This window comes from Pseudomonas sp. MT92 (genome assembly GCF_058792515.1).
Genome location: NZ_JBXAFA010000010.1, coordinates 103,739 through 127,786, shown reverse-complemented (window position 1 = coordinate 127,786; position 24,048 = coordinate 103,739). Strand labels below are relative to the sequence as shown.

Genomic DNA, 24,048 nt, shown 5'->3' with positions numbered 1-24,048 from the left:
TGAAACCTGCAACTTGCGGCTGGCGTCAGGCCTCGACCATCGCCATCGCCTCCTCGACATCGACCGCCACCAGACGCGAGCAACCAGGCTCGTGCATCGTCACCCCCATCAGTTGATCGGCCATTTCCATGGCGATCTTGTTGTGGGTGATATAGATGAACTGCACGGTCTGCGACATCTCTTTGACCAGCCGTGCGTAGCGTCCAACGTTCGCGTCATCCAGTGGTGCGTCAACTTCATCGAGCATGCAGAACGGCGCCGGATTCAACTTGAAGATCGCAAAAACCAGAGCCAGTGCGGTCAGGGCTTTTTCGCCACCGGACAGCAAATGGATGGTGCTGTTCTTCTTGCCAGGAGGCTGCGCCATGATCGTCACCCCTGTATCGAGTAGATCTTCGCCCGTCAGTTCCAAATACGCGCGGCCTCCACCGAAAACTTTCGGGAAAAGTGCCTGTAAACCGCCATTGATCTGATCAAAGGTATCTTTGAAGCGGTTACGGGTTTCCTTGTCGATCTTGCGAATCACGTTCTCCAGCGTGTCGAGCGCTTCGACCAGATCATCGTTCTGCGCATCCAGATAACGTTTACGCTCCGATTGTTGCTGGTATTCGTCGATGGCCGCGAGGTTGATCGCACCCAGGCGTTGAATCTGCGCGGCGATGCGTTCGAGTTCTTCCTCGGCGTCCTTCTCGCTGGCTTCGGGTGTCAGCGTGGCGAGCACACCGTGCAAGTCGTAGCCGTCTTCCAGCAACTGGTCCTGCAATGCCTTGCGCCGCACGGTCAGGGCTTGCCATTCCATGCGCTGGGTCTCGAGCTGACTGCGAATCAGCTGGGACTGTTGTTCGGCCTGGGTCCGGCGCTTCTCGGCTTCGCGCAGTTCGCGGTCGGCATCCTCGAGAGCGATCTGCGCGGTCTTGAGTTCTTCGTCGACGGTCATGCGCTTGTCGAGCAGCTCTTCAAGTTTCAGGCGCAGCTCTTCCAGCGGCGCCTCGCCCTCCTCCAGATTGAGGCTCAACTGCTCGCGTTTTTCGGTCAGGCGTTCGGACTGCATTTCCAGTCGCTCCAGCGCCTGTCGCGTCGAATCGTGCTGGGCCTTGAGCGATCCAAGGCGCACCGCCAATTGATGAGCGTGATCCTTATGCTGGCGCGCTTCCTGGCGCACCCGGTCAAGACGCTCACGCAAGCTGTCGCGCTGGGCCAGCAGCAACTCGCGCTGCTCGGTGTCCAACGCCATGGCGTCGAGGGCTTCCTGCAATTGCAGGCGCGCTTCGCCGATGCTTTCGTGCTCCAGGGCCCGCTGTTCGCCCAATTCCTCGATTTCTTCATCAAGACGCGTGCGGCGCAAGGTCAACTGCTCGGCCTTGGCTTTTCCGGCCGACAACTGGGCTTTCAATTCGCCTTGTTGACGGGCCTCGTCTTGCAGCAATCGGCGCAAGTGTTCGCGTCCGTTCTCCTGCTGACGCTGTTGCGCCCGCAGGTTTTGCAATTCGGTTTCCAGGGTCTCGACCGCCGCTTCGCGCTCTTCGCGCTCCAGGCCCAGTGTCAGGATTTCCTGACCTCGAGCCAGCATGCCGCTTTCCGCTTCGCTGGCACGACGCACACGCAGGAAGTGCCGACCGACCCAATAACCGTCGCGGCTGATCAGGCTCTGGCCGACCGTTAACTGGCCACGCAAGGCCAGCGCCTGCTCCAGACTGTCGACCGGTTTGACCTGTCCCAGCCACGGCGACAGATCGATCTGCGCCTCGACCTTGTCGAGCAAACTGCCCGGCACCCGCACGCCATCGGTCGCGGGGCTGAGCAAACGCAGGTCGCCCTGGACAAACCCGGACAAATCTAAATCGTTGAAATCATCCACCAGCACGGCTTGCAGGTCGGCCCCGAGCACGGTTTCCACCGCCAGTTCCCAACCTGCTTCCACCTTCAAGCCTTCGGCCAGGCGCGGGCGATCCGCCAGATGTTGATCACGCAACCACTCAGCGGTGCCGGTGCCCGGATCCAGGGCGGCTTGCTGCAAGGCTTCCAGGGAGGCCAATCGACCATTGAGGCGCTGCAAATCGCCCTGGGCCTGCTGCTGCGCCGTCAGCGCTTGCTGCAATTGCTGACGCAGTTGCTCAAGCTTTTCGACCTGAGCTTCTTCACTGGTCTGCAAATCCTCAAGGGTCGCCTCGGATTCAGCGAGCTGTTCGCTGAGCGCCATGATCGCCGCGTCTTCCGGGTCCGCCGACAGCAAGGCGCGCTCTTCACCAAGGCGCTTCTGGCGATCGGCCAGACGCTCCAGGCTGGTTTCCAGCTGCTGGATTCGCGACTGCTGGACTTCGGCCTGACGTCGCGGTTCGGCGGCGGTGAGGTTGAACGTGTCCCACTGCTCCTGCCAGCCGTGCATGGTGGTTTCGGACTCTTCCAGCGCGGCGGCGGCCTCTTCGGCGGCGGCGCTGGTGACTTCCTGCTCAGGGGTGAGCATGTCCAGCTCTTCGCCGAGGGTCAGCAGCAAGGTGCGGTCGTGGCCCAGGTGAGATTCGGTCTCCAGGCGCGCGCGCTCGGCTTCTTTCAGATCGTCCTGCAGTTGGCGCAGACGCTGCTGACCGTGCTGGATGCTCTGCTCGACCCGGGCGATGTCGCCGCCGACCGAATAGAAGCGCCCCTGCACCAGATTGAAGCGCTCAGAGAGGTCGTGATGCCCGTCACGCAGGCGCTCGATGCTCGCGTCGGCATTGCGCTGCTCGGCGACCAGGGCCTCAAAGGAAATTTCCTGGGTGCCGATGATCGCTTCACGCTGGCCGACCTGGTCGTTCAGATCCTGCCAACGCAAGGCCGACAGTTGAGCCTTGAGCTGCCGCTCTTCGCCTTTGAATTCCTGATACTTCTTGGCGGCCTCGGCCTGACGGTGCAAGCGTTCGAGCTGGCGTTCAAGTTCTTCGCGCAGGTCGGTCAGGCGCGCAAGGTTTTCGTGGGTGCGACGGATACGGTTTTCGGTCTCGCGCCGGCGCTCCTTGTACTTGGAAATGCCTGCCGCTTCTTCGATGAAGTTACGCAGGTCCTCGGGCTTGGACTCGATCAGCTTGGAGATCATCCCCTGCTCGATGATCGAATAACTGCGCGGGCCCAGGCCGGTACCAAGGAATATGTCGGTGATGTCGCGACGCCGGCATTTGGTGCCGTTGAGATAATAGGTGGTCTGGCTGTCGCGGGTGACTTTGCGGCGAATGGAGATTTCCGCGTAGGCGGCGTATTCACCGAGCAGTGTGCCGTCGGAGTTGTCGAACACCAGCTCGATACTGGCCTGGCTCACTGGCTTGCGGCTGGTGGAGCCGTTGAAGATGACGTCGGTCATCGACTCGCCGCGCAGGTTCTTGGCCGAGCTCTCGCCCATCACCCAGCGTACGGCGTCGATAATGTTCGACTTGCCGCAGCCATTGGGCCCGACGACCGCCGCCATGTTACTGGGGAAGTTCACCGTGGTCGGATCGACGAAGGACTTGAACCCCGCCAGCTTGATGCACTTGAGCCGCAAAATCAGGCGTCCGTCAGGGCGGAGATCACCAGATCGCAGCTGCGCTGGGCGTAAGCCGTCAGCACCAGGCGAATCTGCGCAAAGTCACGGGCGATCACGGCGGCAAGCAGGCGTTCGAACAGTTCCAGAAACTCGCTCATCGACGCTTTGCGCTGATCCAGGGCGAGGAAATAGGCACGGCTCATCGCCGGCTGCAGATTCTCGACGGTTTCCTGCAAGTACGGGTTGTTGGCAAACGGATACGCGGCGCGCATCACGCTGAAACTGTCATCGACGAAGCTGCGAATGTCCTGGCGCTCGAAATCGCTGTTCAGGCGCTGCTGGATCTGCACGAACGGCGCCAGGTCCGCCTGGACTTGCCAGCCATTGGCCACCGCATTGCCCAACAGGATGTACATCTCGCTCATCAGCGTGCACAGGCTCTGCACCTTGTGCGCGGTGAGTTCGGTGACATGGGCGCCACGTCGCGGCAGGATCGCGATCAGATGACGGCGCTCAAGGATCAGCAGGGCCTCGCGAACCGAACCGCGACTGACGTTCAGGGCAAGCGTGACCTTCTGTTCCTGGATGCGCTCTCCGGGCTTCATTTCGCCGCGAATGATCCGTTCGGCGAGGTGGTGAGCGATTTGCTCGGCGAGGCTGTCCGGCGCCTTGAACGTCATGGTGGTCCCTTCAAACTCGTAGATCTGCACAAGCGGCGCAGTGTAGCGCAATTGATACGACAGGGCAGAGTGCCCGCCTGGTGGTTTTTGGCACGATTCGAGCAAAAAGCAGGCTATCCCGCGAGGGTCAATAATGAAGAAACCGGTTGTCGATCGACAAAGTGCATTTTTCTGACCTTTAAGTCAGAAAATCATTGACCGAAAAGTCAGACCTGCTAAATTCGGTTCAAGTCGGTTAACAACAATAATGAGTCTGCGAGGCCTTCCGTGATCCAGTTTTTACTAAACCAGGAACTCCGTAGCGAGCACGCCCTGGACCCGAACCTGACCGTGCTCAACTATCTGCGCGACCATGTGGGCAAACCCGGCACCAAAGAAGGCTGCGCCAGCGGTGACTGCGGCGCCTGCACCGTGGTGGTCGGCGAGTTGCAAACGGATGACGAGGGCCGCGAACACATTCGCTATCGCAGCCTTAATTCATGCCTGACCTTCGTGTCGTCCCTGCACGGCAAGCAATTGATCAGCGTCGAAGACCTCAAGCACAAAGGCGAGCTGCACAGCGTGCAGAAAGCCATGGTCGAGTGCCACGGCTCGCAGTGCGGCTTTTGCACGCCTGGCTTCGTCATGTCGCTGTTCGCCCTGCAAAAGAACAGCACCGAACCCGACGCCCATAAAGCCCACGAAGCCCTGGCCGGCAACCTCTGCCGCTGCACCGGCTATCGCCCGATTCTGGAAGCGGCCCAACAGTCCTGCTGCGGTAAACAGCCCGACCAGTTCGATGCCCGTGAAGCCGAAACCATTGCCCGCCTCAAAGCCATTGCCCCGACCGATATCGGCGAACTCAACAGTGGCGACAAACGTTGCCTGGTGCCGCTGACGGTGGCCGATCTGGCCGACCTCTACGATGCTTACCCACAGGCTCGCCTGCTGGCCGGCGGCACGGACCTGGCGCTGGAAGTCACCCAGTTCCACCGCACGCTGCCGGTGATGATCTACGTTGGCAACGTCGCCGAAATGAAACGCATCGAGCGCTTCGAGGATCGCCTGGAAATCGGCGCCGCCACGGCCCTCTCCGACTGCTACGACGCCTTGAAAGCCGAGTACCCGGACTTCGGCGAATTGCTGCAGCGCTTTGCCTCCTTGCAGATCCGCAACCAGGGCACCCTCGGCGGCAACATCGGCAACGCCTCGCCCATCGGTGACTCGCCTCCGCTGCTGATCGCCCTCGGCGCGCAAATCGTCCTGTGCAAGGGCGAAACCCGCCGCACCCTGGCGCTGGAGGATTACTTCATCGATTACCGCGTCACTGCCCGCCAGGAAAGCGAGTTCATCGAGAAGATCATCGTGCCGCGCGCCAGCGCCGAAAAACTGTTCCGCGCCTACAAAGTCTCCAAGCGCCTGGACGATGACATCTCGGCCGTGTGTGCCGCCTTCAACATTCGCCTGGAAAACGGCATGGTCGCCGAGGCACGCGTGGCCTTCGGCGGCATGGCAGCCATCCCGAAACGTGCCGCCGCGTGCGAAGCGGCGCTGCTGGGTGCGCCTTTCAATAACGCCACGGTCGAACGCGCCTGCGCGGCCCTGGCCGAAGACTTCACACCACTCTCGGACTTCCGCGCCAGCAAGGAATATCGCCTGCTCAGTGCGCAGAACCTGCTGCGCAAATACTTCATCGAACTGCAAACACCGCACATCGAGACTCGGGTGACCGCTTATGTCTAATCATCACGCCGTAGAGAAGACCCAGGCCGAACTGGCTGAACTGTTCGCCAAGGACCTGACCACCGGTGTCGGCCGCAGCGTCAAGCATGACAGCGCCGCCAAGCATGTGTCCGGTGAAGCGCAGTACATCGACGATCGCCTGGAATTTCCGAACCAGTTGCACGTATACGCCCGCCTGTCGGACCGCGCCCACGCGAAAATCATCCGCATCGACACCACGCCCTGCTACGCCTTCGAAGGCGTGCGCATCGCCATCACCCATGAAGACGTGCCGGGCCTGAAAGACATCGGCCCGTTGTTGCCGGGCGATCCGCTGCTGGCGATCGACACGGTGCAGTTCGTCGGTCAACCCGTGGTCGCGGTTGCCGCGAAGGACCTGGAAACCGCGCGCAAGGCGGCGATGGCCGCGATCATTGAATACGAAGATCTCGAGCCAGTGCTGGATGTGGTCGAAGCCCTGCGCAAGCGTCACTTCGTACTCGACAGCCACACCCACCAACGCGGCGATTCAGCCACCGCGCTGGCCACCGCCGAACATCGCATCCAGGGCACGCTGCACATCGGCGGGCAGGAACACTTTTACCTGGAAACCCAGATTTCTTCGGTGATGCCGACCGAAGACGGCGGCATGATCGTCTACTGCTCGACCCAGAACCCCACCGAAGTGCAGAAACTGGTGGCCGAAGTGCTGGATGTGTCGATGAACAAAATCGTCGTCGACATGCGCCGCATGGGCGGAGGTTTCGGCGGCAAGGAAACCCAGGCCGCGAGCCCGGCGTGCCTGTGCGCGGTGATCGCGCACCTGACCGGCCAGCCGACCAAGATGCGCCTGCCACGTGTCGAAGACATGCTGATGACCGGCAAGCGGCACCCGTTCTACGTCGAGTACGACGTCGGCTTCGACAGCACGGGCCGCCTGCACGGCATCGCCCTGGAACTGGCCGGCAACTGCGGTTGCTCGCCGGACCTGTCGGCCTCGATTGTCGACCGGGCGATGTTCCACTCCGACAACTCGTATTACCTGGGCGACGCGACCATCAACGGTCACCGCTGCAAGACCAACACCGCGTCGAACACCGCCTACCGTGGTTTCGGCGGCCCGCAAGGCATGGTGGCCATTGAAGAAGTGATGGACGCCATCGCCCGTCACCTGGCCCTCGATCCGCTGGCCGTGCGCAAGGCCAACTACTACGGCAAGACCGAGCGCAACGTCACCCACTACTACCAGACCGTCGAGCACAACATGCTCGAGGAAATGACCGCCGAACTGGAAGAAAGCAGCCAGTACGCCGAGCGCCGCGAAGCGATCCGTCGCTACAACGCCAACAGCCCGATCCTGAAAAAAGGCCTGGCGCTGACCCCGGTGAAATTCGGCATTTCCTTCACCGCCAGCTTCCTCAACCAGGCCGGCGCGCTGGTACACGTCTACACCGACGGCAGCATTCACCTGAACCACGGCGGCACCGAGATGGGCCAGGGCCTGAACACCAAAGTCGCGCAGGTCGTGGCCGAAGTGTTCCAGGTGGAAATGGACCGCGTGCAGATCACCGCGACCAACACCGACAAAGTGCCGAACACCTCGCCGACCGCCGCCTCCAGTGGCGCCGACCTGAACGGCAAGGCTGCGCAGAACGCCGCCGAAACCATCAAGCAACGCCTGGTGGAATTCGCCGCGCGGCATTACAAGGTCAGCGAAGCAGACGTGGAATTCCACAACGGCCACGTGCGGGTTCGCGATCACATCCTGACCTTCGAGGCACTGATCCAGCAGGCGTATTTCGCCCAGGTGTCGCTGTCGAGTACCGGGTTCTACAAGACCCCGAAAATCTACTACGACCGCAGCCAGGCCCGTGGTCGTCCGTTCTACTACTTCGCCTTCGGCGCGGCGTGCTGCGAAGTGCTGGTCGACACCCTGACCGGCGAATACAAGATGTTGCGCACCGACATCCTGCACGACGTCGGCGCCTCGCTGAACCCGGCGATCGATATCGGTCAGGTCGAGGGCGGCTTCATCCAGGGCATGGGCTGGCTGACCATGGAAGAGCTGGTCTGGAACAACAAAGGCAAGCTGATGACCAACGGCCCGGCCAGCTACAAGATCCCGGCCGTGGCGGACATGCCGCTGGACCTGCGGGTGAAGCTGGTGGAGAACCGCAAGAACCCGGAAGACACGGTGTTCCACTCCAAGGCCGTGGGCGAGCCGCCCTTCATGCTCGGTATCGCCGCGTGGTGTGCAATCAAGGACGCCGTGGCCAGCCTGGGCGACTACAAGCACCAACCGAAAATCGACGCACCGGCCACCCCGGAGCGCGTGTTGTGGGGCTGTGAGCAGATGCGCCAGCTGAAGGTGGCGAAGGCTGTCGAGGCTGAAACCGAGTTGGCTCCGCTCTAAGCCCGAGGCGCTGCCATCGCTGGCAAGCCAGCTCCCACAGGGGAATGCATTCCAATGTGGGGCCAGCCTGCTGGCGATGAGGCCGGAACAGACAACAGAGATGTTGAGGTGAGACATGTACAACTGGATCGACGCCCTCGCCGACCTGCAAAACCGCGGTGAACCCTGCGTGTTGGTGACCATCATCGAAGAGCTCGGCTCGACGCCGCGCAACGCCGGCTCGAAGATGGTCATCAGTGCCAGCCAGACGTTCGACACCATCGGCGGCGGGCACCTGGAATACAAGGCCATGCAGATCGCCCGCGAGATGCTCGCCAGCGGCAAGCAAGACACCCATCTGGAGCGCTTCAGCCTCGGCGCCAGCCTGGGCCAGTGCTGCGGTGGTGCCACCGTATTGCTGTTCGAACCGATGGGCCAGGTCCAGGCGCAAATCGCCGTGTTCGGCGCCGGCCACGTCGGCCGCGCACTGGTGCCGCTCCTGGCCAGCCTGCCCTGCCGGGTGCGCTGGATCGACTCGCGGGAGGATGAGTTCCCGCAACAGATCCCCCACGGCGTGCGCAAGATTGTCAGTGAAGAACCGGTGGATGAAATCGATGACCTGCCCGCCGGCAGTTATTGCATCGTCATGACCCACAACCATCAGCTCGACCTCGAACTCACCGCCGCGATCCTCAAGCGCAATGACTTCGCCTACTTCGGCCTGATCGGCTCGAAGACCAAACGGGTGAAATTCGAACATCGCCTGCGTGATCGCGGTTTCGACAGCAACGTAGTGCAACGCATGCGCTGCCCGATGGGCATCGGCGAAGTCAAAGGCAAGTTGCCTGTGGAAATCGCCATCTCCATCGCCGGCGAAATCATCGCCACCTACAACGCCAACTTCGGCCAGCAGACCGCCAGCGCCGAACCGATTGCCAAACTGCTGCCCGTGTCGCGCCGCAGTCAGGCCACAAAACTGAAAGCCTCAAATTGATGAGCTTCATAAATAGAGAATGACCATGCCTCTGACTCGCAAAGCCTACCGCGCCGCCATTCTGCACAGTATCGCCGACCCCGCTGAAGTGGGGATCGAAGCCTCCTACGAGTATTTCGAGGATGGCCTGCTGGTGGTCGATAACGGCAAAATCAGCGCACTGGGTCACGCCAGTGAGCTGCTGCCGACCCTGCCGGCGGACATCGAAATCACCCACTACCAGGATTCGCTGATCACCCCGGGCTTCATCGACACCCACATCCACCTGCCGCAAACCGGCATGGTCGGAGCCTACGGCGAGCAACTGCTGGACTGGCTGAACACTTACACCTTCCCGTGCGAAAGCCAGTTCGCCGACAAGGCCCATGCCGACGAAGTCGCCGACATTTTCATCAAGGAACTGCTGCGCAACGGCACCACCACGGCGCTGGTGTTCGGCAGCGTGCATCCGCAGTCGGTGAACTCGTTCTTCGAAGCTGCCGAACAGCTGGACCTGCGGATGATCGCCGGCAAGGTGATGATGGACCGCAACGCCCCGGACTACCTGACCGACACCGCCGAGTCCAGCTACGTCGAAAGCAAGGCGCTGATCGAGCGCTGGCACGGCAAGGGCCGCCTGCACTACGCGGTGACCCCGCGCTTCGCCCCGACCAGCACCCCGGAACAACTGACCCTCGCCGGCCAGTTGCTCAGCGAGTACCCGGATCTGTACATGCAGACCCACATCAGTGAAAACCTCAAGGAAGTCGAGTGGGTCAAGGAATTGTTCCCGGAGCGCAAGGGCTACCTGGACGTCTACGATCACTACCAGTTGCTGGGCGAGCGCTCGGTGTTTGCCCACGGCGTGCACCTGTGCGACGACGAGTGCGCGCGACTGGCCGAAACCGGGTCGGCGATTGCGTTCTGCCCGACGTCGAACTTCTTTCTCGGCAGTGGCCTGTTCAACCTGCCGATGGCCGAGAAACACAAGCTGAACGTCGGCCTGGGCACCGATGTGGGCGGCGGCACCAGTTTCTCGCTGCTGCAAACCCTGAACGAAGCGTACAAGGTCATGCAACTGCAAGGTGCGCGCCTGAGCCCGTTCAAGTCACTGTACCTGGCGACCCTGGGCGGCGCCCGCGCCTTGCGCCTGGAAGACAAGATCGGCACCCTGCAACCGGGCACTGATGCTGACTTCCTGGTGCTGGACTACAACGCCACGCCACTGCTGGGCTATCGCCTGAAGCAGGCCAACAACATTGCCGAGACACTGTTCGTGCTGATGACCCTCGGGGATGACAGGACCGTGCTGCAGACATATGCGGCGGGGAATCTGGTGCATCAGCGCTAGGTTTCACCGACATAAAAAATCCCCCGCAGCCTTTCAGCCCGGGGGATTTTTGTTGCCTGTCACATTGCTATCGCGAGCAGGCTCGCTCCCACAAATGTGCACTCAACACAAAACCCTGTGGGAGCCAGCCTGCTGGCGAAAGGCGCGACGCGTTTTTTCAGATTTTCGCTGGTGAACGTCCCGGTTTCTTGGTTTGCAACAAATGCGAAAACACGGCGTGCAAATCATCCGACGCACTTTCTTCGTCAAGGTTGAGCTTGCTGTCGATGTGATCCATGTGATGCATCATCAGGTCCACCGCCAGCTCACCGTTGCGCGCCTCGATGGCGTCGATCAACTGGGTGTGCTCGTCGTAGGAGCAGTGGGAACGGTTGCCGCTTTCGTATTGGGCGATGATCAGCGAAGTCTGGGACACCAGGCTGCGCTGGAAGCTGATCAGCGGCGCGTTTTTCGCCGCTTCGGCCAGTTTCAGGTGGAATTCGCCCGACAGGCGGATGCCCGCACCACGATCGCCACGGGAGAAGCTGTCGCGCTCGTCGTTGACCATCTGACGCAATTCGGCGATCTGCTCGGCAGTGGCGTGCTGCACCGCCAGCTCGGTGATGGCGCGCTCTACCAGACGCCGGGCCATGAACACCTGGCGCGCCTCTTCGACACTCGGGCTGGCCACCACCGCGCCGCGATTCGGACGCAGCAGCACCACACCTTCATGAGCCAGGCGCGACAGCGCACGGCGAATGATGGTGCGGCTGACCCCGAAAATTTCCCCCAGCGCTTCTTCGCTCAACTTGGTGCCGGGCGCCAGACGCTGTTCGAGGATGGCCTCGAAGATATGCGCATAGACAATATCGTCCTGGGTACCGCTGCGGCCGGCTTTGCCTGCTCGCGGTTGTTTCTTGAGGGGCTGCAACTGTTCGTTCATGGGCACTCGAGTCGGGAGAACTGCGGCGAATTGACCGTGACTGTAATACGGCACAGTGGGTCGCTGGCAAGTATCGCGTAAAAAACGCTGTGATTGTACACAATGGATAGTGGCAACACGACTGTATGGCTGTTTGTTGCTTCCGCTGTATTGCAACGGTTGGTTACGTTTGAGTTTAGGCTTAATCGCAGAATCCGCCTTTTGCATAGAATTCTTGTGGGAGCGAGCCTGCTGGCTCCCACAAGGGAATTGTGGTGTGGCGGACATCTTTATCAGAACAGGGAACACCACCGTCATGAACGACGCCACACACACGCAACTGCGCCCATGGGCCGATACATCGCCTTCGGCCATCGTCGCCGGTTTCATCGCCATGATGACCGGCTATACCAGCTCCCTGGTGCTGATGTTCCAGGCCGGGCAAGCGGCCGGCCTGACCAGCGGGCAGATTTCGTCGTGGATCTGGGCGATTTCCATCGGCATGGCGGTGTGTTCCATCGGTCTGTCCCTGCGCTATCGCACGCCGATTACCATCGCCTGGTCGACCCCCGGGGCGGCGTTGCTGATCACCAGCCTTGGCGGCGTGAGCTATGGCGAAGCCATTGGTGCCTACATAACCTGCGCGGTACTGGTGACGATTTGCGGGCTGACCGGCAGCTTCGAGCGCCTGGTGAAAAAGATCCCGGCGTCGTTGGCCGCCGCGTTGCTGGCCGGGATTCTGTTCAAGATCGGCAGCGAGATTTTCGTCGCCGCGCAGCATCGCACGGCGCTGGTGCTGGGCATGTTCTTCACCTATCTGGTGGTTAAGCGCCTGTCGCCCCGTTATGCCGTGTTGGCCGCGCTGCTGATCGGTACTGCGTTGTCGGGGTTGATGGGGTTGCTGGATTTCAGCGGATTCCACCTGGAAGTGGCGACGCCGGTCTGGACCACCCCGCACTTTTCCCTGGCGGCAACCATCAGCATCGGCATTCCGCTGTTCGTCGTGGCAATGACCTCGCAGAACATGCCCGGCATCGCCGTACTGCGCGCCGACGGCTACACCGTGCCGGCCTCACCGCTGATCACCACCACTGGCATCGCTTCCTTGCTGCTGGCGCCCTTCGGCTCCCACGGGATCAACCTCGCCGCCATCAGCGCAGCGATCTGCACCGGGCCACACGCCCATGAGGACCGCAACAAGCGCTACACGGCAGCCGTTTGGTGCGGGGTTTTCTACGGGATCGCCGGGGTGTTCGGTGCGACGCTGGCCGCCCTGTTTGCCGCATTGCCCAAGGAACTGGTGCTGTCGATTGCCGCGCTGGCGCTGTTCGGCTCGATCATCAATGGTCTGAGCATCGCCATGAGTGAGGTCAAGGAACGGGAGGCGGCACTGATCACCTTCATGGTCACGGCATCGGGGCTGACGCTGTTTTCCATTGGCTCGGCATTTTGGGGGATTGTCGCGGGGGTGGTGACGCTGATGATTCTGAACTGGCGCAAGGCCCTGTAGGAGCGAGCTTGCTCGCGATGGTCGTCAACAATAACGCTGGAAACATGACGCCCCGCGAAGCTTTCAGGTCATCGCGACTCTTACAAAAAAAACGGCGACCCATGGGTCGCCGTTTTTCTGAACATCAAGCTACCGGATTGATCGGCTTTTCCGGGTACCAGACGTCGATCAGCGGGCTGACAGTCGCTTCGGTCAGTTCACTGCGGCCTTTCAGCCAGGCTTCAACAGCAGCACGCTGCTCTTCGGACACCGAGCCACGCTTCTGCAGGCATACCAGACCGAAGTCGTCGCCGCCAACATAGCCAAGACCGTTGGCTTCCATGGCTTCTTTGAGGAACGCGTCGAGGAAAGCATCAATGGCTTCATCAGCCAAATCTTCTTTGAAATCCAGGTTCAGTTCGAAACCCAGCTCTTGAAATTCATCGACGCACAGTTTTTTGCGCAGACGCTGGGAACGGTTAGTCGCCATTGGAACAATCCTCTTAAGTAATAACGGGCGGCACTTTAGCAGTTTAAGCGGCCGATTACTCGCCTCTGAACGGCGCCAGCCCTACCGCCCGGTAAAAAAATAGCGGATTAGAAGGGTCAGGCACGGCACAAGCCACGACACCTTGGGGCATAATGCCGACACTTTCATGACCACTGAGGGAATTTATCTTCATGCCCTCGTCTTTTCCCCTCGGCTGTAGGGTTTTATTTCAAATGATCAAATCGTTGCGTCCATTACTGCTGGCCGGCCTTCTCCTTCCCCTGGCCCTCCCTGTTTCCGCTGATCCCATCAATACCGCGTTATCGCCCAACGTTGAAAAAGCCCTAAAGGCCAGCAAATTGCAGGACAACGCCCTGTCGCTGGTGATGATTCCACTGACCGGCCCCGGCACCCCGACCGTTTTCAACGCCGATGTGTCGGTCAACCCGGCCTCGACCATGAAGCTGGTCACCACCTACGCGGCCCTGGAAATGCTCGGCCCGAACCATCAGTGGAAAACCGAGTTCTACACTGACGGCACCCTCAGCGGCGGCATCCTCAATGGCAACCTCTACCTCAAGGGTGGCGGCGATCCGAAGCTGAACATGGAAAAACTCTGGCTGCTGATGCGCGACCTGCGCGCCAATGGCGTCACCCAGGTCACCGGCGACCTGGTGCTGGACAAGAACTTTTTCGTGCAACCGCAACTGCCAGAGTTCAACGACGACGGCAATGACGAAAACAAGCCATTCCTGGTCAAGCCTGATGCGCTGCTGGTCAACCTCAAGGCCCTGCGATTCGTCGCGCGCAACGACTCCGGCAAAGTGCTGGTTTCGGTGGAACCGCCAATTGCCAGCATCCGCATCGACAATCAGGTCAAGGCCATCAATTCCAAGCAATGCACTGGCGGCGTGCGCTACAACCCGGTGCCCCAGGCCGATGGCAGCGTGACCGTGACCGTGGGTGGCCAACTGGGCGAAGGCTGCAGCTCGCAGACTTATCTGTCGCTGCTCGATCACGCGACCTACACCGCTGGCGCCGTGCGCGCGATCTGGAAAGAACTGGGTGGCAGCATTCAGGGCAGGGATGTCCTGGCACCAACGCCCAAGGATGCCAAGGTGCTGGCACGGGCATTCTCGCCAGACCTGGCGGAGATCATCCGCGACATCAATAAATACAGTAACAACACCATGGCTCAGCAGCTGTTCCTGAGCCTGGGCCAGAAATTCCGCACCGACGCCGATGCCGACGATGCCAAGGCTGCCCAGCGCGTGGTACGTCAGTGGCTGGCGAGGAAAGGCATCACCGCGCCGCACCTGGTGATGGAGAACGGCTCCGGTCTGTCACGCGCCGAGCGGGTCAGCGCCCGGGAAATGGCGTCAATGCTGCAAGCCGCGTGGCACAGCCCTTACGCCGCCGAGTACATCAGTTCGATGCCGATTGCCGGCACCGACGGCACCATGCGCAAACGCCTGAAAACCACCGCGATGCGTGGTGAAGCCCACGTCAAGACCGGCACCCTGAACACGGTGCGCGCGATCGCCGGCTTCAGCCGCGATATCAATGGCAATACCTGGGCGGTGGTGGCGATCCTCAACGACAAGGCTCCGTTCGGTGCCTCGTCGGTGCTCGATCAGGTACTGCTGGACCTGTACCGCCAGCCGAAAGTGGCGCAGACCGCTTCGGTTCTGTAAGACACGGCAAAACCCGTGTAGGAACCAGCCTGCTGGCGATGGTGTGTCAGTCTACAACTCTGTAGCTGATGCACCATCGCCAGCAGGCTGGCTCCTACAGGGATTGCGTCGGTCAGTCCGCCTCGCCCTGCACCCGATCCCGACCTTCAAGCTTTGCCACATAGACCCCCGAGTCCGCCCGCAGCAACAGCGCATCCGCGCCCTCACCCACCCGCCAGCTGGCAATCCCGAAACTCGCCGTGACGACTCCCACGCCATCGATCGGTGCACTGCGCAAGCTTTGCCACAACTCCACCGCCAGCAAATAGGCCTGTGCGCTGCCAATATCCGGGCAAAGCACCATGAACTCCTCGCCACCCAGTCGACAGAACACATCCGTGCGACGCAGCCGCTGGCCGATGCGCTCGCACACGGCCTGCAATACCCGGTCGCCCACCGCGTGACCATATTGGTCATTGATACGCTTGAAGTGGTCGATGTCGAGCATGATCACCGAAAGTTCTCCACTGCCGCGCTCGACCCGGGCCATCTCGCTGGTCAGGCGTTCCTGGAAATAGCGGCGGTTGTGGATACCGGTCAGGGAGTCGGTGACCGACAGCGCCCGAAGCTCCTCCTCCACCCGTTTCAAATCGGAAATGTCCGAGATATAGCCATGCCAGAGTACGCCACCGCCGGGCAGTTCCTCCGGGGTCGCCTCGCCGCGCACCCAGCGCAGGCCACGCTGGGGAAGCTGCACCCGGTACTCTTCACGCCAGGGGCTGAGGGTGTCGGCAGAGGCGCGTATCGACGCACGAACCCGAGTGGTGTCCTGGGGGTGAATCCGCGTGAACATCGCTTCGGCGTTGAGCAACAGAACGTCCGGATCGAGCTCGTAGATCTCGCGGATACCGTCGCTGGCGTAAATCACACTGAAGCGTCCGTCGAACTCCATCTTGAACTGGTAGATCCCGCCGGGGACATGGGCGCTGAGTTTCTTCAACAGCAAGTCGCGAGCGGCCAGCGCCTCATGCACGCGTTTGCGTTCAGTGATGTCGATGCAAATGGCCAGGTGTCCGACCCACAAACCCTGCTCGTCGAGCACCGGGGTCGCCAGCATGTTGACCATCAAATAGCTGCCATCACCACGCACCAGCGTCCATTCCCGCCCTTCATGGCCGCCCTCCACACTGCCTTCCACGCTGCCCTCGACCAGCATCGCCTGGCAGGTCGGCACCGGTTTGCCATAACGTGCGCTCAACTCTGCCGAACGTGCAGCGAGCTCGCGGGGCAGGTGCAGGTTTTCCAGGGTCATGTGCCCCACCACTTCGGCAGCGCGGTAGCCGAGCATCTGTTCGGCGCCGGCATTGAAGGTGCTGATGACCCCACGCAAGTCCGTGGCGATGATCGCTACCTGGGTCGCGGCGTTCAACACGCCGCGTAGCTGGCCGTGGGTGCCGCGTAATTCCTGCTCGCGAGCGCGCAGTTCCTCGGTCCGCTGATCGACCAGCTTCAACGCGCGCTGACGTTGACTGACCAGCACATAAAGCAAGGCACTGAGCAACACACTGAGCAAACCGCCGAGCACCACCAACGAGGTCACCGACGAATGGTTGGCCTGCAGGAAGGCCTCGCTGGGCTGGATATCGACCTGATAATCATGATCCGCCAGGCGCACCAGGCGAGTCGACGACAGTTCACTGAGGGCCGGGGCATTGGGTGACTCAAACAGCACTTCGTGCTGATCGTCTGTGGATAAGTCGAGAATGCGCACCGAGAGATAGTCACGCCCGGCCTCTGGCAACCCGTCGGCCAGCAACTGGCGCATGCTGATCACCGCCATGACATAACCAAAGGGCTTGTTCTTCGCTGCATCGGGGTCATCGCGCGACATGACAGGCGCGACCAGCAGCACGCCCCGCGCATAAGCCGGCTCGATACTGACCAGATGCATCGGTTGCGACACCGCCATGCCCCGATGCTGGTCGGCCCGCTCCAGGGTTGCGCGCCGCAAGGGCTGGGCCAGCAAGTCGTAGCCAAGCGGCGACCCAAGTTTGCTTTGTGTCTGGCTGTACAGTACCGGCACGTACTCATCACGCTCCCCGGCCAGTTGCAGTTGGCCGTCGGCGGTGAGCTCACGCACGGTGAAATTCGTCAGGCCCTCATCCCGCACCCGACGCTCGAACGCCGCCCGCTGATCACCACTGATGCGTTCGGCGAACGAATAGGCTTGGGTACGGCGTAACAGAGGCTGTGTATAGCCGTTGAATTCTTCACGGGAGATTGCATCGGAATTGGCAAAGAACCGACGCAGGCCATCGAGGCGCTGCTCCTGGTCTTCAAAACGTTCTTCGATACGGCTGTAACGCTCACTGGCCAGCAGTTGGAAACGTTGCCGCAGTTGATGGTGAAACAGGTTCAGGGTCGACCAGGCGAGCAACCCGGTGAGGACCCCGCCGACGAGCAATACCAGCAGCGCGACCAGCCAGGCCGACACGTCTTCGCTGATAAAACCCAGGATCTTTGGGCGCACGGCGTGCAACGACATAAACGCAACTCAAAACGCCAGGTGCAGGAAAGCCCTTTGGCCGTGAGAGGAGTTATAGCTATTAGCCACTAATTTGACCAGTGCGGAAGGAATCCAAGAGCCTTTAAAAATCAAGGCTCTGTGGATCCAATCTTCCCGGTGTCAGCGGGCCGTGATTTTCCAGGCACGATGGATCTTGCCGTTACGGGCAAAATCCGGATCGATGGTCTGGGCGGTGATTTCCTCGACCGCATAACGCTCGCTGAGGTTGGGTTCCAGCTCGAACTTGCGGAAGTTGTTGGAGAAGTACAGCACCCCGCCTGCCGCCAGACGTGCCATGGCCAGGTCAATCAACTGCACCTGGTCACGTTGCACGTCGAAGATCCCTTCCATGCGCTTGGAGTTGGAGAACGTCGGCGGGTCGATGAAGATCAGGTCGTACTCTTCGCGAGCATTTTCCAGCCAGGCCATCACATCGCCCTGCTCCAGGCGGTTCTTGTCGGAAAAACCGTTCAGCGACAGGTTGCGGCGCGCCCAGTCCAGATAGGTTTTCGACAGATCAACGCTGGTGGTGCTGCGCGCACCGCCCTTGGCCGCATGAACACTGGCCGTCGCGGTGTAGCAGAACAGGTTGAGGAAGCGCTTGCCGGCGGCCTCTTTCTGAATGCGCATGCGCATCGGCCGGTGATCGAGGAACAGGCCGGTGTCGAGGTAATCGGTCAGGTTCACCAGCAGCTTCACACCGCCTTCATTGACCTCGACGAACTTGCCCTGCGCAGCCTGACGTTCGTACTGTTTGGTGCCGCTCTGACGCTCGCGACGCTTGACCACCACGCGACTCTTGTCGATGTTCAAGGCCTGCGGAATCGCCGCCAGGGCATCGAACATGCGCGCCGACGCCTTTTCCGGGTCGATGGATTTCGGCGCGGCGTATTCCTGAACGTGGACCCAATCGTGATACAGGTCGATGGCCATGGAGTATTCCGGCATGTCGGCATCGTAGACGCGGTAGCAATCGATGCCCTCACGCTTGACCCACTTGCCCAGCGCCTTGAGGTTTTTTTGCAGGCGGTTGGCAAACATCTGCCCGCCTTCGCTCAGGCGCGGCTGCTCGATCACCGGCGCAGGTGCCGGAGCCGGTTTGATCGGATTGCCGTTTTTGTTGTACTTGCGCTCTTGCGGCTCGGTCGGTGCCTGATCGTAGACCGCTTGCTCACGCTCGGCCTGACGCTGTTCCGGAGTGCGGCGCTCGCCGGTGACGAACTGGTCCGGCAATACCTTGATCAGCAGCAATTTGCACGGCAAGGCGCCGTTCCAGAACGAATACTGCTTGTGGCTGCGGATGCCCATGCGCTTGCCCAGGTCCGGCGCGCCGGTGAACACGGCCGCTTCCCAGTTCAGGCAAGCCTGACGCAGGCGTTCGCCGAGGTTCTGGTAGAGGTAGAGCAGGCTCGCCTCGTCGCCCAGACGCTCGCCGTACGGTGGGTTGCAGATCACCAGGCCTTTCTGGTTCTGGTCCGGGCGCGGCTCGAAGGTCGCGACTTCGCCCTGGTAGATCTTGATCCACTCGCTCAGGCCGGCACGCTCGACGTTGTTGCGGCCCGGCTGAATCAGGCGCGGGTCGGCTTCGTAACCGCGAATCCACAGCGGTGGCTTGGCCAGACCGGCCGCCGCACGCTCGACGGCTTCTTCATGGAGTTTTTTCCACAACGCCGGCACGTGGCCGAGCCACGCGGTGAAGCCCCACTGCTCGCGGCGCAGGTTCGGCGCCATGTCGGCGGCGATCATTGCCGCTTCGACAAGGAATGTACCGACACCGCACATTGGGTCAGCCAGTGCGCCGCCTTCGGCCGCGATGCGTGGCCAGCCGGAACGGATCAGGATGGCGGCCGCAAGGTTTTCCTTCAGCGGCGCCGCGCCCTGCTGCAGGCGGTAGCCGCGCTGGTGCAGGCTGTGGCCGGACAGGTCGAGGGAGAGGATCGCTTCGCCACGGTCCAGGCGCAGGTGGATGCGCAGGTCCGGGTTGAGCTTGTCGATGGACGGGCGATCACCCTGCGGAGTGCGCAGTTTGTCGACGATGGCGTCCTTGACCTTCAAGGCACCGAAGTGAGTGTTGTCGATGCCCGAGCCGTGACCGCTGAACTCGACGGCCAGGGTGCCGTCGTTGAGCATGTGGTCTTGCCACTCGATATCGAGCACGCCGTGATAGAGGTCTTCGGCGTCCTTCATCGGGAAACGCTTGAGCACCAGCAGCACGCGGTTCGCCAGGCGCGACCACAGGCACAGGCGATAAGCGGTTTCCATGGTGGCCATGCCGCGCACGGCAGAGGTGTGCTCACGAGCGTCCTCAAGGCCAAGCCCGACGGCTTCCTCGATGAGCAGGCCTTCAAGGCCTTTGGGGCAAGTGAGGAAGAGTTCGAAACGATCGGACATGGGAGTTCCAGAGCCTTTAGCTGAGTGAGCCGGCAACGCATTGCCTGCCCGGTTTTCAATCAGGCGCTTTTCTCGAAGAGCGCCCGCGTGGCACGAAGGTGTGCCATTCCACCCCTGCTGCTCGGGTTAAATGAGCTTAGATGCAAGGACAGATAAAAAAGTTGATGCAACAAAATGTCACAAGTCGACCCTTCGTCGAATAATCCCGCACTGCAACGCGAGACATTCTCACCAAAGGACTAACCCCGGCATCCTGCGGGGGGCCGATCATACAGGGCTTTGATCAATAAATACGCGACGAACATCGTGTTACTTATGGCCATAGCATCTTTATCGTTACGTCCTTATGACAAAACGATCATTCCCTCGATGTGACGCATTGGTTAGAACTCAACTCAGGTTGGCGCCGCAACGACGCCAACACCTTGGCTCGCCACGCCGGCAGCGAGCCCCCAACGGCAGAGTTTTTCTGCCTGACCTCGATTGAGGTCGACGCGATGAAAACAGTCAACAAGTGAGGGCTACACCCTATGAGAAGACTTAAGCGTGATCCGTTGGAAAGAGCGTTTTTGCGCGGATATCAATATGGCGTTGGTGGCAAATCCCGTGAGCTTTGCCCATTTACTCTACCGTCGGTACGCCAAGCCTGGATCAACGGCTGGCGAGAAGGACGCGGCGACAACTGGGACGGTATGACCGGCACTGCGGGAATCCACAGACTCAACGAACTTCACGCCGTCGGCTAATACAGGGCACACACTCCGACACGAAAATCTGATTACGCAACCAATTAACCACGCACGTCCCATCCGGACGGCGGGCTCCGGCCCAGGGGCTCCTTAAAGGAGCCCTTTTTTATGTCGGTTCAAAACTCATCGGCATACCCACAGGGATTAACGCAGGGCTGCGATGGCGTCTACCGACTCACGAATCAGTGCCGGCCCTTTATAGATGAAGCCCGAGTAAATCTGCACCAGGCTCGCCCCTGCGGTGATTTTTTCCGCCGCGTGCTTGCCTTCGGTGATGCCGCCCGCCGCGATGATCGGCAAACGACCACCCAATTCGGCCGCCAGTACTTTCACGGTGTGGGTGCTCTTGTCGCGAACCGGTGCACCGGACAAACCACCCGCCTCGTCACCATGCTCCATGCCTTCGACGCCTATGCGGCTCAAGGTGGTGTTGGTGGCGATGACCGCGTCCATCCCGGTATCGATCAACGCTTGCGCGACCTGCGCGGTTTCTTCGTCGCTCATGTCCGGCGCGATCTTGATCGCCAGGGGCACGTGTTTGCCGTGGCGCAGCGCCAGTTCCGCGCGACGCGTGGCCAGGTCGGCCAGCAGTTGCTTGAGCGAGTCACCGAATTGCAGGCTGCGCAGCCCCGGCGTGTTCGGCGAGCTGACGTTGACCGTCACATAGCTGGCATGGGCGTAAACCTTGCCCAGGCAAATCAGGTAATCGTCGACCGCGCGCTCGACCGGAGTATCGAAGTTCTTGCCGATGTTGATGCCCAGCACACCTTTGTACTTGGACGCAGCAACGCGGGCCAGCAGGTGATCGACGCCGAGGTTGTTGAAGCCCATGCGATTGATGATCGCCTCGGCTTCCGGCAGGCGGAACAGACGTGGCTTGGGGTTACCCGGTTGTGGACGCGGGGTGACGGTGCCGATTTCGACAAAGCCAAAACCCAGCTGCGCAAAGCCGTCGATGGCCGCGCCGTTCTTGTCCAGACCGGCCGCCAGTCCCACCGGGTTCGGAAAGTCCAGGCCCATGACCGTCACCGGCACCTTCGCCGGGGCCTTGCACAACAAGCCGTTGAGCCCCAGACGCCCGCCTGCGCCGATCAGGTCCAGGGACAGATCGTGGGAGGTTTCCGGGGAAAGTTTGAACAACAGCTGACGGGCCAGGGTGTACATGGGCGGCTTTGACTCTGGGCTATGAAAAGTGGCGGCGATTATAGCCGGGCAAGCGGCCCGCAGGCGAGGCGCGCGATTCAATCAACGGACGATGGCATATGCCTTGCACCGATCCTGACATCAGCACCCATGCCAACGGCGGTATGAGTGCCAGGACAATGGCGTCGTCATCCGCCCTTGCGCGTGCAAGGACGCGGGACGACGCTTTTTTTGCAAGGTGAAGACGCGATGAACGAACCATCAGCCGGCCCGCTGGCCTGGGTCAATGGCAGCGATGCCCCGGAAAAGTCCGAAATCAACCTCGGCTTCATGGCCCTGAGCGACTGCGCCTCGGTCGTGGTCGCCGCCACCCAGGGCTTCGCCCAGCCTTACGGCCTGACCTTGAACCTCAAGCGCCAGTCATCCTGGGCCAACCTGCGGGACAAACTGGTCAGTGGTGAACTCGACGCCGCCCACAGCCTCTATGGCCTGATCTACGCCGTGCACCTGGGCATCGGCGGTGTAGCACCAACGGACATGGCCGTGCTGATGGGACTGAACCAGAACGGCCAGAGCATCAACCTCTCCCACGGCCTGCAAGCGCTGGGTGTGACCAGTCCTGAAGCACTGGACCGGCACGTGCACCAAAGTCGCCCAAAACTCACCTTCGCCCAGACCTTCCCCACCGGCACCCACGCCATGTGGCTGTATTACTGGCTCGCCAGCCAGGGCATTCACCCGTTGCAGGACGTCGAGAGCGTAGTGGTGCCGCCGCCGCAAATGGTTGCGCACCTGCAAGCGGGACGGATCGACGGTTTCTGCGTCGGCGAGCCCTGGTCGGCCAGTGCGGTGCAACAGAACCTTGGATTCACGATGGCGACCACCCAGGCCATCTGGCCCGATCATCCGGAAAAAGTCCTGGGTTGCACCCGCGCGTTCGTCGAGCAATACCCGAACACCGCCCGCGCATTGGTAATGGCGATTCTGCAGGCGAGTCGTTTTATCGAAGAAAGCACTGAAAATCGTCGCAGCACCGCGCAATTGCTCAGTGCCGCGCAATACCTCGATGCGCCGCTCGAATGCATCGAGCCGCGTTTGCTGGGCGACTACGACGACGGTCTCGGCAATCGCTGGCAGGATCCGCACGCCCTGCGCTTCCACGGTGGGGGCGAGGTCAATCTGCCGTACCTGTCCGATGGCATGTGGTTCATGACCCAGTTCCGTCGCTGGGGCCTGTTGCGCGACGATCCGGATTACCTGGCGGTGGCCCGCCAGGTGCAACAACTGGACTTGTATCGTGAGGCCGCCTGCGCCGTCGGCGTCGCCGCACTGGGCAAAGAGATGCGCAGCAGCCAGTTGATCGACGGCAAGGTCTGGGACGGCTCGGACCCTGCCGGTTATGCCCGCAGTTTCAAGCTGCACGCCATGAGCAATAGCTCGCATCGATTAGCCAACCGCTGACAGGAGACTGCGAACATGTTGCGTATTCTGCTGATCAACGACACCGCAAAAAAAGTCGGACGCCTGAAGGCGGCACTGACCGAGGCCGGCTTCGAGGTAATCGACGAATCAGGATTGACCATCGACCTGCCCGGGCGCGTCGAAACGGTGCGTCCGGATGTGATTCTGATCGATACCGAGTCACCGGGCCGCGATGTGATGGAGCAAGTGGTGCTGGTCAGTCGCGACCAACCACGCCCGATCGTGATGTTCACCGACGAACACGACCCGGACGTGATGCGCCAGGCGATCAAGTCCGGGGTCAGTGCCTACATCGTCGAAGGCATTCACGCTCAGCGCTTGCAGCCGATTCTCGACGTGGCCATGGCGCGCTTCGAAAGCGACCAGGCCCTGCGCGCGCAACTGCACGCCCGCGACCAACAGCTCGCCGAGCGCAAGCGCATCGAGTTGGCCAAAGGGCTGCTGATGAAAATGAAGGACTGCAACGAAGAAGAGGCCTACACCTTGATGCGCCGCCAGGCCATGAGCCGCCAGCAGAAGCTGATTCAGGTGGCGGAGCAGATCATCGCCATGGGTGAACTGCTGGGCTGAA

Annotated in this window: 16 protein-coding genes; 9 read left to right on the top strand and 7 right to left on the bottom strand. The window is 61.2% G+C overall.

What is annotated here, in order from left to right:
* Window positions 1–25: 25 nt before the first annotated feature.
* The gene (smc, locus tag AC1Q6D_RS19455) at window positions 26–3,514 is read right to left on the bottom strand and encodes a chromosome segregation protein SMC (RefSeq protein WP_103402637.1); all 3,489 of its coding nucleotides are present in this window, start codon (window positions 3,512–3,514) and stop codon (window positions 26–28) included.
* Window positions 3,515–3,516: 2 nt separating this feature from the next.
* Complete coding sequence (locus AC1Q6D_RS19450; RefSeq protein WP_103402742.1) at window positions 3,517–4,176, bottom strand: GntR family transcriptional regulator; 660 nt, start codon at window positions 4,174–4,176, stop codon at window positions 3,517–3,519.
* Window positions 4,177–4,443: 267 nt separating this feature from the next.
* On the opposite strand from AC1Q6D_RS19450, the gene xdhA reads away from it, so the two are divergent.
* From xdhA to guaD, 4 genes are all read left to right on the top strand, one after another.
* Window positions 4,444–5,898, top strand: coding sequence for a xanthine dehydrogenase small subunit (xdhA, locus tag AC1Q6D_RS19445; RefSeq protein WP_103402636.1), 1,455 nt, complete (start codon window positions 4,444–4,446; stop codon window positions 5,896–5,898).
* Window positions 5,891–8,290: a xanthine dehydrogenase molybdopterin binding subunit gene (xdhB, locus tag AC1Q6D_RS19440; RefSeq protein ID WP_103402635.1), complete on the top strand. Its 2,400-nt coding sequence runs from the start codon at window positions 5,891–5,893 to the stop codon at window positions 8,288–8,290. The genes xdhA and xdhB overlap by 8 nt, the downstream gene beginning before the upstream one ends.
* Window positions 8,291–8,405: 115 nt before the next feature.
* Window positions 8,406–9,263 (top strand): xanthine dehydrogenase accessory protein XdhC, encoded by an 858-nt coding sequence (xdhC, locus tag AC1Q6D_RS19435; protein WP_103402634.1) that lies wholly within the window; start codon window positions 8,406–8,408, stop codon window positions 9,261–9,263.
* A gap of 25 nt (window positions 9,264–9,288) precedes the next feature.
* Window positions 9,289–10,593 (top strand): guanine deaminase, encoded by a 1,305-nt coding sequence (guaD, locus tag AC1Q6D_RS19430; protein WP_103402633.1) that lies wholly within the window; start codon window positions 9,289–9,291, stop codon window positions 10,591–10,593.
* 157 nt (window positions 10,594–10,750) lie between these two features.
* Here guaD and AC1Q6D_RS19425 read toward each other — a convergent pair whose 3' ends face one another.
* Window positions 10,751–11,515 (bottom strand): GntR family transcriptional regulator, encoded by a 765-nt coding sequence (locus AC1Q6D_RS19425; protein WP_047531465.1) that lies wholly within the window; start codon window positions 11,513–11,515, stop codon window positions 10,751–10,753.
* Between the two features lie 295 nt (window positions 11,516–11,810).
* Between AC1Q6D_RS19425 and AC1Q6D_RS19420 the strand changes: the two genes are divergently transcribed.
* Window positions 11,811–13,004 (top strand): benzoate/H(+) symporter BenE family transporter, encoded by a 1,194-nt coding sequence (locus AC1Q6D_RS19420; RefSeq protein WP_103402632.1) that lies wholly within the window; start codon window positions 11,811–11,813, stop codon window positions 13,002–13,004.
* 124 nt (window positions 13,005–13,128) lie between these two features.
* Here AC1Q6D_RS19420 and AC1Q6D_RS19415 read toward each other — a convergent pair whose 3' ends face one another.
* A complete protein-coding gene (locus tag AC1Q6D_RS19415; protein WP_007896965.1) occupies window positions 13,129–13,473 on the bottom strand; it encodes a YggL family protein in 345 nt (114 codons plus the stop codon).
* 233 nt (window positions 13,474–13,706) lie between these two features.
* On the opposite strand from AC1Q6D_RS19415, the gene dacB reads away from it, so the two are divergent.
* Entirely contained in the window at window positions 13,707–15,167 is a 1,461-nt protein-coding gene (gene dacB, locus AC1Q6D_RS19410) for a D-alanyl-D-alanine carboxypeptidase/D-alanyl-D-alanine endopeptidase (RefSeq protein ID WP_103402631.1), read from the top strand.
* Between the two features lie 112 nt (window positions 15,168–15,279).
* Here the strand turns inward: dacB and AC1Q6D_RS19405 are convergent, their stop codons facing one another.
* The gene (locus tag AC1Q6D_RS19405; protein WP_103402630.1) at window positions 15,280–17,691 is read right to left on the bottom strand and encodes a sensor domain-containing diguanylate cyclase; all 2,412 of its coding nucleotides are present in this window, start codon (window positions 17,689–17,691) and stop codon (window positions 15,280–15,282) included.
* 141 nt (window positions 17,692–17,832) lie between these two features.
* Window positions 17,833–20,103, bottom strand: coding sequence for a bifunctional 23S rRNA (guanine(2069)-N(7))-methyltransferase RlmK/23S rRNA (guanine(2445)-N(2))-methyltransferase RlmL (gene rlmKL, locus AC1Q6D_RS19400; RefSeq protein WP_103402629.1), 2,271 nt, complete (start codon window positions 20,101–20,103; stop codon window positions 17,833–17,835).
* Window positions 20,104–20,633: 530 nt separating this feature from the next.
* Between rlmKL and rmf the strand changes: the two genes are divergently transcribed.
* A complete protein-coding gene (rmf, locus tag AC1Q6D_RS19395) occupies window positions 20,634–20,849 on the top strand; it encodes a ribosome modulation factor (protein ID WP_003223300.1) in 216 nt (71 codons plus the stop codon).
* Window positions 20,850–20,996: 147 nt separating this feature from the next.
* Here rmf and AC1Q6D_RS19390 read toward each other — a convergent pair whose 3' ends face one another.
* The gene (locus tag AC1Q6D_RS19390) at window positions 20,997–22,016 is read right to left on the bottom strand and encodes a quinone-dependent dihydroorotate dehydrogenase (RefSeq protein WP_103402628.1); all 1,020 of its coding nucleotides are present in this window, start codon (window positions 22,014–22,016) and stop codon (window positions 20,997–20,999) included.
* A 228-nt stretch (window positions 22,017–22,244) separates the two neighbouring features.
* Between AC1Q6D_RS19390 and AC1Q6D_RS19385 the strand changes: the two genes are divergently transcribed.
* Together AC1Q6D_RS19385 and AC1Q6D_RS19380 are read left to right on the top strand one after the other, a co-directional pair.
* On the top strand, window positions 22,245–23,456 hold the full coding sequence (locus tag AC1Q6D_RS19385; protein WP_103402627.1) for a CmpA/NrtA family ABC transporter substrate-binding protein: 1,212 nt from the start codon (window positions 22,245–22,247) through the stop codon (window positions 23,454–23,456).
* A gap of 15 nt (window positions 23,457–23,471) precedes the next feature.
* On the top strand, window positions 23,472–24,047 hold the full coding sequence (locus AC1Q6D_RS19380; RefSeq protein WP_103402626.1) for an ANTAR domain-containing response regulator: 576 nt from the start codon (window positions 23,472–23,474) through the stop codon (window positions 24,045–24,047).
* The last annotated feature ends 1 nt before the right edge of the window (window position 24,048 follow it).